Below are 13,878 nucleotides of genomic sequence, written 5' to 3' on the forward strand. Positions count from 1 at the left end.
CTTGCCTCGCCGGTCTCATATTTGCCATCGGTCGATTGGTTCAACGCTCCCCTGGGTCGGTCTCTTCTCAAGGATGCAGCGACGTCACGGACTGCCCTCTCGGTGGTTTCGTTTCGCCGGTGGGAGTTCCTGGCCGTCCGAAGTTGGAGTAGTCGGGCATCTGAGTTGAGGTGCGTTTCAATGATGCAGCGACTGACACGATGCGGGCCTGTTCTTTGGAGAGGGTTTGCCTTGGGAGCGCCGGCATGGTGATGGCGGGAGTTCGATTACCGGGCATCTGAGTTGGGTGTCGTTTCAATGATGCAGCGACTCACGGCACGCCCGCTCCGCTTCAAGGGTCTCTTCTTTTTGGGGAGGGTTTGCCTTGGCATTGCCGGGCATGGTGTTGGCGGGAGTTCGATTGCGCGGGCATCTGAGTTGGGTGTCGTTTCAATGATGCAGCGACGTCAATGGTGGACGTGCGCGGGTCGGATGTTCCAGGTCCTCGGCGTCGTGGCCAGCAGAGCAGGTCGGCAGGCGAACCTGTTCCCTGGGCGAAGGAACAATGGGTGTTCAGCTTCAGGAAGCCGTCGGCCCAACCGAATGGAGGGACCGAAACGCCCGGTGCGGGGGCCGCAGGGACTTGAGCCCAATTCGTCCAATATTTCTTCGAAATCCCTTTGTGGGTGGGTGTTTTGTGGCGGTTTTTGTCACTGCCGGGTCGTATGGTTGGGGAATGGAACACGATGGTTTGCGATCGGTTACCACCGATCAACTCGAACAAGATTTCGTAGCTGACGAACGGCTGATCGGTCGCCTCCGGGCCCGTCAGGCGATCCGTTTGGCCGAACTCGATACCCGCCAGGTCCACCACGCCGACGGGTGCCGGACGATGGCCGAGTGGGTCAGTTCCCGAGCCGACCTGTCTGCTCACACGGCGAAACGGTTGGTGGCGGTCACGAAACGGATGGTTGACCGACCCGACCTGCTCGGGTCACTCGCCGCGGGTGAGGTGTCGTTTGAGCGGGCCGAGCAGGTAGTCCGCACCACCCACACGATTGCTGACGTCGCCCACCTGGACATTTCGGGAATCTGCCGGTTGGTTGCCAAAGAGACCCGCCTCAGCAGGGTTGACGAACACGACGCCCACGCCGCCCGTTTCCTGACCCTGCAACCAAACCTGGACCAGTCCATATGGAAATTGTGGGGGCAGTTGGCCGGTCTCGACGGGGCGACCGTTCAGGACGCCTTGTTCGGGCGGGCTGACACGTTCCCCACCGAATCACACCAGGATTCGCGGGCGACCCGCAACGCTGACGCCCTGGTATCGATCGCCCAGGACTCCCTCACCACCGTGACCACTCAGCCTGAAATACACACGGCACCAAACGCTGATCTGGTGGTGTTTGTCGACACCCGATACTCCTCAAACGGGTATGTTCCGGCCGGTCCAATCGTCGGACCAAACACGATCGACGAACTCATCTGCACCGGCGCCGGCATTGATTATGTGAGGCTCACCAGCGACGGTGAAACCCTCAACGTCGGCCGCAGGTCACCCAAGATCCCCCGACGGCTTCGCCGGGCCGTCCTCGGCCGAGACGACGGATGTTCGGTTGACGGGTGCACCTCCCGCTACCGCCTCCAAGTCCACCATCGGGTCCACTGGGCCGACGGCGGACCCACCGACGCCGAAAACCTGGTCACGCTGTGTTGGTTCCATCACCACGTGGTCATTCACCAACGAGGGTTCACCATCAACCCCGACTCACCCCGAAACCGACTCAGACTCCAACGCCCCAACCGCGCCCCACCCCACTAAACCGACAACCCGCCAACCGCACTCCGATCCACCGGCCCATCAGTGGTCCCCTTCAACAAGCAACTCGAGTGCCGGGGAACCCATCACCGGACGGCGATGGGAAGGGGACTAGCCCCCAACAACCGCAACCAAAACCAAACGAACAAACCTCAGACAGCAGCCAAACCCGGCGGCCCAACATCCGCGTCCAAAAACAATTCGTCAGCTTCGCCGCCCCTGGATGCAGCCAGTCCGGCGGACGTCTCCTTGCGTGGCGTCGAGCGGTCGTCAGGGGGACGAGCTTCTTCTTCCTGAGCGAAGCTCTAGCGACGCTCCTTCAGGTCCTGGGGAATCGAGCCAGACGGGTCGCTTCCGACGGCGTAGAGACCGATCGGATGCCGGCAAAAGCGGTGTCTCTGGTCGGGATTACAGGTGGATGAGGCCGGCGTTGGTTGGAACGAAGCCGCATCTGTCGGAGTAAGAATCTCGCGATTGGTCGTCGAAGTCGACGTGGAGCCACTCGCACCCGGCATCACGGGCACTCCGGGTGGCCTCAGCCACGAGGCTTGCGCCGACCCCGCTGTGTCGCATGTCGGCTTTGACGAGGGTGTCGAGGACAAAGGCATGGACTCCGCCGTCCCAGGCAACGTTGACGAAACCGACCAACTCGGTTCCGGAATAGGCACAAACCCACTCCAGGCTGTGATGGCGCACCTGGGCATCCCAGTCCTCATCAAGAATCCGGTGTTCGAACCCTTCGGCATGTAGTTCATTCAGTGAGGCGTTTTCGAAGTACCACGCCATTCATATCGCACAGTCATGGTCGCCACGCCAGGTCGATCGGTAGAGGTGAACCTCTCAATTCTTTCGAAAACCCGACTCGACAGAATCGCCTAGGCTGTGACCACGCCTTTTACCTGCGGAGGATTTGTGTACGACGTCGTCATTATCGGTGGTGGACCGGGTGGATACGCGTCCGCTCTCTACGCGCACAACTTCGGCTTATCGGTCGCGCTCGTCGAGAAGGATTCCGTAGGCGGAACCTGCCTGGTTCGCGGATGTATCCCGGCCAAGACCTGGCTACAGGCGGCTGAAGTGTTTACGACCGTGAAACGCGCCGCCGAGTTCGGCGTCATTAGTTCCGAACCGACCTTCGACTGGTCGGCCGGCCTTGCTCGAAAGAATCAGGTCGTCACGGGCCTCGTCAAGGGACTGTCCGGACTTCTGAAGCAACGCAAGGTCGATGTCATTGATGGCTTCGGCCGTCTGGACGGGCCCGGCCGGGTGATCGTCAACAAGGGCGGCGAGGAGCAGGTGCTCGAAGCTCGCAACATTATCGTGGCGACCGGATCGGCACCGAGATCGATTCCCAACTACGCCTTCGACGGTGTGCACATTGTCTCGTCCGATCACGCTCTCGATTGGGAGGCTCAGCCCGCCAGAGTGGCCATCATCGGAGCCGGGATCATCGGGTGTGAGTTCGCTTCGATGTTGGTGGACCTCGGTTCGGAAGTTCACGTGTTTGACATCCTCGACCGGATCGTCCCCGGAGTCGACACCCCCGCAGCCAACGAACTGCAGAAAGCGTTGAAGCGCCGGGGAGTGAAGTTTCATCTCGGCGTGTCAGTCGCCCCGCCGGTGGTCGGCGCCGGGGGTGTCACCGTGGGGTTTGGCGATGAGTCCGTTGAGGTCGACACCGTATTGGTTGCCGTCGGGCGCGGACCCCTCACCAGCGACATCGGCTTGGAAACGACCAAGGTCGAAACCGAGCACGGCTACATCCACGCCGATCGACAAACCCAAATGACCGCCGAGCCGGGCGTCTACGCCGTTGGAGATGTACTGGCGGGCGTTCCCGGACTGGCCCATGGGGCCTTTGCCGAAGGCATCGCGGCCATAACGTTTATCGCCACCGGCGAACCGGCTCCGGTCAACTATCAGGCCCTCCCCAATGTGATCTATACCCATCCCGAGGTTGCCGAGGTCGGCTGGTCCGAAGAGGTCGCGAAGGAAAAGGGTCTCGACGTCGAGGTGCACGATCACTCATTCATGGGCGTGGGCCGGGCGATCATTGTGGGGGAGAACAAGGGGACGGTCCGAATCGTCGTCGAGAAGGACGGACCAATTGTCGGAGCCTCAATAGTCGGCCCTCACGCCGGAGAGATGATCCACGAACTCATGTACAGCGTTGGTTGGGAGGCGCTGCCTGCTGAGGCAGCCGCTTTCATCCACGCACACCCAACCCTGTCCGAAGCCGTAGGTGAGACCCTGATCTCGTCAACCGGTCGAAGCCTGCACTAGGAGTCCTCATGGCTACAAACGTCGCAATGCCCCAACTCGGTGAAACGGTGACCGAGGGAACCATTCTGTCCTGGGCCAAGCAGGTTGGTGACACGATTGGTGTTGATGAAGTACTCGTAGAGATCTCCACCGATAAGGTCGATACCGAGATCCCCTCGCCGGTGGCAGGCGTGATCCTTGAGATCCTCGTTGCCGAAGGTGACACCGTTGCGGTTGGAACCAACCTGGCGGTGATCGGCGAAATCGGCGAGTCCACCGGGGCATCCCCGGCCAGCGCCCCGGTTGTGGCGGGTGCTGATCCTTTCGCCCCTGAGCCACCGACTGCGGAACCGGCAGCTCCCGCCCCGACCGCTGTGCCCCAACCCGCTACTGAGCCACCGACTGCGGCACCGGCAGCTCCCGCCCCGACCGTTGTGCCCCAACCCGCTACTGAGCCGCAGGCGGCGCCTCAGGCGGCGCCAGCACCTGCCGCTGCCTCCTCAGACCAAACCACCGTTTCGATGCCACAACTTGGCGAAACCGTAACTGAAGGAACCATCCTGTCGTGGGCCAAGCAGGTCGGTGACTCGATAAGCGTTGATGAAGTGCTCCTTGAGATCTCGACCGACAAGGTCGATACCGAGATCCCCTCGCCGATGGCAGGCGTGATCCTTGAGATCCTCGTTGCCGAAGGAGAAACGGTCCCCGTGGGTGCTCCGATGGCCATTATCGGATCGGCGTCGGCAGCGGCAAGTTTTGTCCCGAGTACCCCTGCGCCGGCCGCACCGGTCGCCGCCGCGCCAGCCCCGCCCAAGGCCGCCGCTCCTGCGCCGGGACCGGCACCCGCCAAAGCAACCACCGGGTCGGGTTCCGGAGGCGATTTGGTGGCATCGGGGGTGTTCTTCTCGCCCGTTGTTCGCAAGTTGGCCAAGGAACACAACGTTGATCTCGGTGCTGTTACGGGGACCGGCAAAGACAATCGGATCACCCGCAAAGACGTCGAGGCCTACATAGCCGCTGGTCCGGCATCGACTGCACCAGCGCCGGTCGCATCGCCTCCAAGCACGCCGGCCGCCGCCCCGACTTCGGCTCCTGCCCCGACGCCGGCTCCGGTCCCAATGGCTGCGCCGGTCCCGGCGACACCCGCGCCGGTGGCAGACGTGCCAACCATGGCCGGTGATCGGGTCGAAGATTTGGATCGACTCCGGGCTCGGATCGGCGCCAACATGATCAAGGCCAAGATGACTGCCGCCCATGTCTGGACCTCGGTCGAAGTCGACTTTGAACGGGTCGAGCGGGTTCGGCAGGCTCACAAGGAGTCGTTCAAAGCAGCGGAGGGCTTCTCGCTCACCTACCTGCCGTTCATCGCCAGGGCGACCGTCGACGCCTTACGCGAGTACCCGATCGTGAACAGTTCGTTTTATCTCGAACAGCGTAAGGCCGTCCATCACGGTTCCATCAACCTGGGAATCGCCATCGACCTCAATCAAACCGGCCTGGTGGTTGCCGCCATCAAGAATGCGGACAGCCTGGGGATTTCAGGACTGGCCAGAGGTGTCAAGAGCCTCGCCGACAAAGCGAGGAACAACAAACTTGAGCCAGACGACATAGCCGGTTCGACGTTCACGATTACGAACCCCGGGCCATTCGGGTCGTTTATGTCGGCCCCGATTATCAACGTCCCGAACGTCGCCATCTTGTCGACCGACACTGTCGCGAAGCGGCCAACCGTGATCACGACCGCCGATGGCCAGGACACGATCGCCATCCGTCATATCGGGTACCTGGGCCTGACCTGGGATCACCGGGCGTTCGACGGATCCACCGCGGTCCTGTTCTTGCGGCGAATCAAAGAGAATCTCGAGACTTGGGACTGGGAACAGGAACTTCGGTGAGACAGTTCCCGCCGACCGCCGACCGCCTCCGGACCCGGTGGCTAGGACGCCTGCCGTTCGTCGAAGCATGGGACCTCCAGCGAGCCTTCTGGGAAACCCGGGTCGAGGAAACCGGCTACGACGACGTTCTGCTGCTTTTGGAGCACCCACCGGTTTATACCCTGGGTCGCAACGGAGATGGATCGAACCTACTGGTGTCCCAGGACGAGCTTGCTGCGAATGGAGCGGAATTCCATCACATCGACCGGGGTGGGGATATCACGTACCACGGGCCAGGTCAGTTGGTTGGCTACCCGATCTTGGCGCTGGCCGATCCCAAGCAGATCGTCCCATACGTTCGAAAACTCGAACAAACGATCATTGGCGCCCTGGCCGAGTTCGACGTTGAGGCCTGGTCGGAAGATGGACTTACCGGTGTGTGGACCCACAAGGGCAAGGTGGCGGCGATTGGTGTTCGGGTCTCCAGAGGCGTGACCATGCATGGGTTTTCGCTGAACGTGAACACTGACCTCTCCGCCTTCGGTGCCATGCATCCGTGCGGGATTACCGACCGGTCGGTAACGTCCGTGAGTGAGCTTCTTGGGAGAGAAACCTACATCGAGGACCTCGTTTCGGTCATCGAACGTCACTTTGTAGCCACGTTTGGCTATTCGACGGTAGATACACAGCATGCGGCCTTCGTCAGGGGACAGGGTCGTCCTCGTGAGTTCCTGGTTGATCAATTGATCGAAGCCGGAACCTTCTCTGCGCACCGTCATTCGATGGAACCGGTCCTTTTCAAAGGACGGCTAATGGGAGAGCCGGATCGCCCAGAATGGATGAAGGTCAAGGCCAACATGGGTACCGACTTCGCTGAGATGAAAAAACTCATGCGAGGGTTGGAACTCAACACCGTCTGTGAAGAGGCAGGTTGTCCCAACATCTACGAGTGCTGGGGACAGGGCACGGCAACGATCATGATTTTGGGTGAGTTCTGCACCCGCGCCTGCTCGTTCTGCGATGTGAACACCGGAAAGCCCACCGGCCTTGACCTCATGGAACCGTTCCGGGTGGCCGAGGCGGTCAAGGCCATGGGCCTTGAACATGCGGTGATCACCTCGGTCAACCGGGATGATCTGGACGATGGCGGTTCCGAAGTGTTCGCCGCCACCATCAGAGAAATTCGTCGCTCATCGGCCGGTACGAGCATTGAGGTCCTCATTCCCGACTTCAAAGGCGATACCGCTGCGCTTGACACGGTCATGGCAGAAAAGCCGGAGGTGCTCAACCACAACACCGAGACGGTCCTCCGACTCCAGCGAGATGTTCGGACCGCCGCCAACTATGGCCGGTCTCTGGCGCTGCTGGCTCGAGCGAAGAAAGCGAACCCCGACGGCAGAACAAAGTCGGGCCTTATCGTCGGCATGGGCGAGACCGAGGAGGAAGTACTCGGGGCACTCGACGACCTGCACGCAGTGGGGGTCAACATCGTGACCATCGGCCAGTATCTGCGGCCAACGCCGCGCCATGCCAGAATCGTCCGGTACGTCCACCCCGACGAATTCGCCAGGTATAAGGCTCACGGCGAGAGCCTTGGCATCGACCGGGTCGAATCGGGCCCGCTGGTTCGTAGCTCGTATCACGCCAAAGAAAGCGTTCAGCTCTCCTCGGTCTGACTGCTGATGGCGGTGAACCTCCGCCTTCGGGGAACAAAAGGCACTGTTACCATCGGCTCCGTTCAAGTAGGGAGAAAGATGCCGAACCCCAGCGAGTCGGAGTGTCTACCGAGCAGTAACGCGCGATGAGCGACACGGCATCAGAGCCAACCGGCCCAGCGAGAACCTCGAGTTTTCCTTTTCGAACCGAACTCGTGTTGCTTGCTCTTATCGGTTTGGTCTTCGCCCTGATCTGTGTCTTTTTGGTCGCGAGAGGTGCGCCTCTCGGGCACGATGAAGCGGTCTACGCCTTGAAGGCCCGGACACTGGCCCAAGGAACCTCATCGGCATACTTCTGGAATGACTATCGAGCGCCGGGTCTTCCCATAGTTCTGGCACTGATCGGCCGCGTGGTGAGTAGTGATGCATCAATGCGTCTCGGTGTGGTGTTGTTCGGTGGTTTGGCCGTGCTGTTGACATGGCTGATTGGGCGAACACTTTTCGATCAGCGAGTCGGCCTGATCGCCGCATCAGGAATGGCGTTCTCGCCGGTCGTGGTTGCTTCGGCATCAGCGGTATGGCCCGACCTACCTGGAACGGCCGTCGGACTGGCTGCCCTGGCAGTGCTTATCTTTTCGTCACGAGGTGAACGGGTCCGTTGGTGGGTCCTGTGGGCGGCACCGCTGAGCGTGGCGGCCACTTTGGTTCGATTCGGCGCTCCAATCCCGATCGGGATAGGAGCACTGGCGATTGTTGCCTGGCGTTGGGACGCCGTTCGTCGTTCCATTCCCCAAGTTCTCGCACTCGGTTTTCTAACAGCAATCCCGGTTGGGGCGATCCTCGGTACCTCACAGGTTCTCGGTCTTTCGATGAGTCCCCTCGACGCTATCGCGACGCTGAATGAGCGTAACGCATTGCCGTTTTACAGGGGCCTGGTGGATTACGCCAAGCTTGGTGATTTCCTATTGCTCAACCCGGCGGGTGTGGCCCTGGCAACCGGGCTGGCGGTAGGTGTGGTGGTTGCGATTCGACAAGGACGCAATAGGGGTGCTTTTGGTCTCAGCGCCGGGATCGCTGCTGTCACCGTGCTGGTGCTTGTGTTTACGCTGCATGGGGAGTATCGATACTTGACGCCGGCGTATCCGTGGCTGTGGATGACGGCGGCCTATGGCCTTAACGAGATATCCCTGTCCATGCGCAAGGAGTACGCCGTCTCCATCGCAGGAATCCTGTTGGGTCTGGCCCTTCTGAGTGGTATTGCTGACGGGGGGTTGGAAGTCACGCATAACAAGGAGCGGTTTCCTGACATTCGAGCGGCGGCCCGCCTGATTGACAGCGTGACGGCAGACGGTGAATGTGGCGTCGTAACAGGATACGTTCCTCAGGTCTCATGGTATTCGCATTGTGTAACAGCGAATTATTCACTAGGTGGCGTCCGCATTACGTCGGCCAGCTTCCCCGTCGATCCGACGCTGTATGTATTCGTTGTTCAGAACGGTAAGAGGCAACCGGCCAAATCAGTTTTGGACGACTACCTCGACCAAACCAGTGGCGAATGTATTGTGGTCGGCGAACCGACGAGTGGTCCGTTTCGATACGTCCGAGCCTGTCCGGTCTCTGATACCTAGGCGGTCGGTCTGACGAAGGGTTCGTCGAGATAGACCGCTGAGCGTGAGGTTGCGGCGTCTGCTGAAGAACTAAGCTGGCCCGATGTTTGCTGAACGGATCGATCGCCTCCAAACTGCCATGACCGATGCTGGGGTCGATACCGTGCTCCTGTCCGTCGGCCTCGACATGCCCTACTTCACCGGCTACGAGGCAATGCCACTCGAACGTATCACGATGCTGGTCGTTGAGCGGGCGGGTGTACCTCGTCTGGTGGTCCCCGAACTTGAGGTGCCAAGGGTGCACCAAGATTCAGCCTTCGAGGTTATCGGTTGGGGCGAGATGGAAGACTCTATGGGTCTGCTGACCGACGTGATCGGCGATCCTGGTGTCGTTGCGGTTGGGGATCAGTGCTGGTCCGGTTTCCTGCTCGAACTGCAGCGACGCCTGCCGGACGCGTTCTGGCAATCCGCCACTCCGCTTACCCGCCCGATGCGAATGCGCAAGACATCAGATGAGGTTGCCGCTCTCCGGGCCACCGCGGCCAGCGCCGATCGAGTCGCCGTTCGTCTGGCTGATGAGACCTTCGCTGGTCGAACCGAAGCCGATTTGAGCGTTTGGATCGAGGCGGCTCTCCGTGAAGAGGGCAATGAAGCGTTGTCGTTTTCGGCCATCGTCGCGTCGGGTCCCAACGCTGCCTCGCCACACCATCACGGAGGGGCAAGGATTATGCAGCCTGGCGACTCAGTTGTGTGCGACTTCGGTGGCCGGATGGCTGGATACTGCTCCGACACGACGCGCACGTTTGTGGTTGGCGAACCATCTGCTGATGTCGCCAGAGCTCATGCCGTGTTACTAGAAGCCCAGCAAGCGGCGGTGGCGGCGGTTCGTCCCGGTGTGACCGCACAGTCAATCGATCGGGCCGCTCGGGAGATCATCGAGGAGGCTGGATATGGGCAGTACTTCATTCATCGAACCGGGCATGGCATCGGCCTCGACGTCCATGAAGATCCATATATCGTCGAAGGAAACGACCTGGTTCTCGAACCCGGTATGGCGTTCTCAATCGAGCCGGGCATTTACATCGCGGGTGAGTTCGGCATGCGGATAGAGGATATTGTCGTGGTCACGGATAGCGGTGTTGAGAACCTCAACCGGTCGCTGCGGGGCCTGATCACCGTGTAGGCCCTGGCCAGGATGCGCCGTTGGACGGCCGGCAGTCTCTACCTGTCTGGCTTGAAGTAGTAGAGCGTTCGGCTGGTTCTGCCGACTCGGGTCTCAAGGCTGGTCCACTCACCAGGAAGATCGAGAGTATCGGCCGGCCCTGGCCACAGAATGAACGCTGTGACTGTGAGCTTCTCGATGTCTTCAGCCCAGGTAATCGCCGTTGGTTCGTCGGTCATTCGAGTCACTGAACAGCCCGATGCTGCTTGAATTTCAGGAGCCCCGAACCGCGATACGGCGACACAGTCTCCGGAGCTGGCGATCACTTGCATCGTTGAGCCAACTCGAAGATTGGCCTCCCCGAGGCTGTCGCGATTGTTTTCGTAGGGTATTGCGAGAGCAAGTTGACTGGCCAGCCAAAGAACCAGGATCGACCCCAGGGCAGCCGGGGCTATCCATTTGGGTCGGCTCGACAGCCCGTGCATGGACCTGGACCATAACCATCCGACCAGAACGGCTGCCAGGGGAGCGACCATGGTCACGTAGCGGTCGCGAACCTCGACCGTGGCATATCGAAGCGTGAAAAATGCCACCAGGGCCCCGGCCACGGCCGAGGTGAGGAGAATCGCCTGTCGAGACGACCTGTCGGACCCTCGCCCGAACATCGCAAGGACGGCTAGGGCGGTCAGGGCGAGGGCCATTCCCGTGAGGGGCCAGGTCGGAAGCGGCGCGAACGGAGTGTTGGATTGAGTACCGCCACCGATCACTCGCACATAATCGTCGAGTCCCCAAGTCCATCCGGATGGCAACCCAGCCGCCTGTTCCTTCAGCAAGCGAAGTCTTTCGCCGACCGATCCGTACTGGCGGATCGATAGTCCGACCCAGGGGATCACAAAAGCGCCGATGAATATGGCCACCGCGGTCAGGCTTTCCTTGATGCGGTCGCGCCACATCAAGGATGGTCGGACAACGAGGCTGTGGCCGACTATCACGCATGTGACGATTACAGATTCCAGTTGCCGCATGGCCAGCGCTCCGCTGATGGCGATGCCGAACAGGGCGGCGTTGCGCCATCCGGGCGTGGTTCGCACGGTCAAGTATGTTGAGATCGCCAGGACGCTGAACAACCCTGCGAACAGCGAGCCGTAAAAAGAACCCGAGAACGCCAGCGTCAACCAAAAGGTCCACAAGGTCAGCAAAGATGCCATGGCGATTGATCGCCCGACGTGTCGGCCCAGCGATCGAAATACGACGATAGATAGGGCAATGGCCAGAACTGCCCAAGCGATTCTGACCTGAGCAAGATCGAGCCCGGTCAGTCTCAATGCGGCGATGACCAGCGGTGGACCCATTTCTCTTGATGCCGCAAACCAGTTCGGACGGCTCGGATTTCCATCGAGGCCACCCGACTGCGAGAAGAACACCGCCTCGTCCCATTCGAGGAAGCGGTCGAGGGCCGCCACGAAGAAGACCAGGATCACAATGAACCAGAAGGCCCGGACCCAGGTGAGTCGCGGCGGGCGGTCCTCAACCTGGGTCGTCGGGGAGCCAGGGTTGTTGATTTCTGACATGGGGTGCCGCTCGACTCTTTGGCTGCAAGGAGAAATCACGATACCACCTGGACCTGAGGGGTTCAGTGTCGATGCGTTTGCGTTGGCTTCGGTTGGGGACTCCCGATCGAGGGTTGGTAACGGTCGGCGGGGCTAGCATGCCTTCGGACTCAGAGGAGCAGCATCAGAACATGACGCCAGACCAGCACGTACGCGCCGTAAGTACCATCAAGGGCCTGGTTATCGATGCCGTGCAGAAAGCAAATTCCGGTCACCCTGGAATGCCGATGGGGATGGCCGATCTTGCCGTTGTGTTGTGGTCCGAGTTTCTGACGGTCAACCCTGATCAGCCGGAATGGCATGACCGGGATCGTTTCGTTCTATCCAACGGACATGGGTCGATGTTGCTCTACTCCTTACTTCACCTCGCCGGGTTTCCCTTGACACTCGACGATATCAAGTCTTTCCGTCAATGGGGATCGCATACGGCCGGTCATCCCGAGCGCGACACCAAGCTTGGTATCGAGATGACCACAGGCCCTCTCGGGCAGGGTTTCGGAACCGGGGTTGGTCTGGCATTGGCCGAAGCCCATCTCCGGGCCCGCGTTGGAGCTGAGCTCGTTGATCACCGGACCTGGGGGTTTGTCTCGGATGGGGACCTCATGGAGGGAATTTCCTACGAGTCCGCATCCGTCGCCGGGCATCTCGGCCTTGGAAAGCTCATTTACGTATTCGATGACAACAAGATCTCCATTGACGGGTCGATCGATATGGCTTTCAGCGAGGACGTCGCCAAACGTTTCGACGCTCTTGGTTGGCACACCGTCGAGATTGATGGTCACGATCCTCAGGCCATCCGGGAGGGGTTGACCACCTCGGTCGAGATTGAGGACAAACCTTCGTTGATTCTGGCCCACACGCATATCGGACACGGGAGTCCCCACAAGCAGGACACTTCTGCAGCTCACGGTTCGCCGCTGGGTGATGCCGAGATCAAGTTGGTGAAAGAAGCAATGGGATGGCCAACCGATGAGACTTTTACCGTGCCGACTGACGTGGTCGAGTCTTTCACCGCAGCAATGCGCCGGGGTAGGCGAGCCAGTGAGACCTGGACCGAGCGCAAAGCTGCGGCTAGCGCGGAGGTGCTGGAACTTTGGGAGAATCTCCATTCGTCCGAACCGATTCGCCTGGTTGCTCCGGACTTCGGCGAGAAGATTGCCACGAGGTCGGCGACGGGCAAGATTTTTGACCAGATCGCCCAAAAGGTGCCGGGGTTCCTCGGCGGAGCAGCTGATCTCGTGGGCTCCACCAAAACGCACATCTCTTCTGACGTCTACATGACCTCGGACGACTTGAGCCAGCGCAACATCGCCTTTGGTATTCGGGAACATGCCATGGCCACCATCGTGAACGGCCTCACCATCCACGGCGGTCTTCGGGCGTACGGGGCAACGTTCTTCGTGTTCAGCGACTACATGCGACCCGCCCTCCGATTGTCTGCCTTGATGGGGGCGCCGAGCATCTGGAACTTCAGCCACGATTCGATCTTCCTTGGTGAAGACGGTCCAACTCACCAGCCCATCGAACAGCTTGCTTCGCTTCGTGCCATGCCCGACATGTGGGTGATTCGCCCGGCCGATGCCGGTGAAACCGTCGAGGCCTGGGAATTGGCACTCAACCGGACGGACGGGCCAACTTGTATCCTGACCAGCCGTCAGGATCTCCCGGTTCTCGACCGATCCGGGCTTGAAGGATCAGTCGCCAAAGGCGGCTACGTGTTGCGTGACGGGACAGATGTCGTGTTGATTGGCACCGGCTCGGAAGTCTCGCTGGCTTTGGAGGCATCGAACATATTGGCTTCCGAAGGTATCTCAGCCAGAGTCGTGAGCCTCCCGTGTTGGGAGCTGTTCTTTGCCCAGGATGAGGCTTATCGGGCCGGCGTGCTCGGCACTGATCTCTTGCGGGTTTCC

9 protein-coding genes are annotated in these 13,878 nt (G+C 60.4%); 7 read left to right on the forward strand and 2 right to left on the reverse strand.

Going from position 1 to position 13,878, the window contains the following annotated elements; all coding sequences use genetic code 11:
* Positions 1-715: 715 nt before the first annotated feature.
* Positions 716-1,801, forward strand: a complete 1,086-nt coding sequence (locus JJE47_06985; protein MBK5267163.1) for a DUF222 domain-containing protein — start codon at positions 716-718, stop codon at positions 1,799-1,801.
* Between the two features lie 405 nt (positions 1,802-2,206).
* On the opposite strand, the gene JJE47_06990 is transcribed toward JJE47_06985, so the two are convergent.
* A complete protein-coding gene (locus JJE47_06990) occupies positions 2,207-2,584 on the reverse strand; it encodes a GNAT family N-acetyltransferase (GenBank protein MBK5267164.1) in 378 nt (125 codons plus the stop codon).
* A gap of 126 nt (positions 2,585-2,710) precedes the next feature.
* On the opposite strand from JJE47_06990, the gene lpdA reads away from it, so the two are divergent.
* From lpdA to JJE47_07015, 5 genes are all read left to right on the forward strand, one after another.
* The gene (gene lpdA / locus JJE47_06995; protein MBK5267165.1) at positions 2,711-4,081 is read left to right on the forward strand and encodes a dihydrolipoyl dehydrogenase; all 1,371 of its coding nucleotides are present in this window, start codon (positions 2,711-2,713) and stop codon (positions 4,079-4,081) included.
* 8 nt (positions 4,082-4,089) lie between these two features.
* Complete coding sequence (locus tag JJE47_07000; GenBank protein ID MBK5267166.1) at positions 4,090-5,955, forward strand: 2-oxo acid dehydrogenase subunit E2; 1,866 nt, start codon at positions 4,090-4,092, stop codon at positions 5,953-5,955.
* A complete protein-coding gene (lipA, locus tag JJE47_07005; protein MBK5267167.1) occupies positions 5,952-7,610 on the forward strand; it encodes a lipoyl synthase in 1,659 nt (552 codons plus the stop codon). Before JJE47_07000 ends, lipA begins: the two co-directional genes overlap by 4 nt.
* A gap of 125 nt (positions 7,611-7,735) precedes the next feature.
* A complete protein-coding gene (locus tag JJE47_07010) occupies positions 7,736-9,217 on the forward strand; it encodes a glycosyltransferase family 39 protein (GenBank protein ID MBK5267168.1) in 1,482 nt (493 codons plus the stop codon).
* Between the two features lie 82 nt (positions 9,218-9,299).
* Complete coding sequence (locus JJE47_07015; GenBank protein ID MBK5267169.1) at positions 9,300-10,379, forward strand: aminopeptidase P family protein; 1,080 nt, start codon at positions 9,300-9,302, stop codon at positions 10,377-10,379.
* A 38-nt stretch (positions 10,380-10,417) separates the two neighbouring features.
* Here the strand turns inward: JJE47_07015 and JJE47_07020 are convergent, their stop codons facing one another.
* A complete protein-coding gene (locus tag JJE47_07020) occupies positions 10,418-11,929 on the reverse strand; it encodes a hypothetical protein (GenBank protein MBK5267170.1) in 1,512 nt (503 codons plus the stop codon).
* A gap of 170 nt (positions 11,930-12,099) precedes the next feature.
* Here JJE47_07020 and tkt point away from each other — a divergent pair.
* The coding region (tkt, locus tag JJE47_07025) for a transketolase (protein MBK5267171.1) at positions 12,100-13,878 on the forward strand (1,779 nt) is incomplete at its 3' end.

This window comes from Acidimicrobiia bacterium (genome assembly GCA_016650365.1).
Taxonomy (GTDB): domain Bacteria; phylum Actinomycetota; class Acidimicrobiia; order Spongiisociales; family JAENVV01; genus JAENVV01.

What these genes read in the sequence shown, in the direction of transcription:
- JJE47_06985 (MBK5267163.1), top strand. Translation starts at nt 716, where the DNA reads ATGGAACACGATGGTTTGCGATCGGTTACCACCGATCAACTCGAACAA.
- JJE47_06990 (MBK5267164.1), bottom strand. Translation starts at nt 2,584, where the DNA reads ATGGCGTGGTACTTCGAAAACGCCTCACTGAATGAACTACATGCCGAA.
- JJE47_07000 (MBK5267166.1), top strand. Translation starts at nt 4,090, where the DNA reads ATGGCTACAAACGTCGCAATGCCCCAACTCGGTGAAACGGTGACCGAG.
- JJE47_07010 (MBK5267168.1), top strand. Translation starts at nt 7,736, where the DNA reads ATGAGCGACACGGCATCAGAGCCAACCGGCCCAGCGAGAACCTCGAGT.
- JJE47_07015 (MBK5267169.1), top strand. Translation starts at nt 9,300, where the DNA reads ATGTTTGCTGAACGGATCGATCGCCTCCAAACTGCCATGACCGATGCT.
- JJE47_07020 (MBK5267170.1), bottom strand. Translation starts at nt 11,929, where the DNA reads ATGTCAGAAATCAACAACCCTGGCTCCCCGACGACCCAGGTTGAGGAC.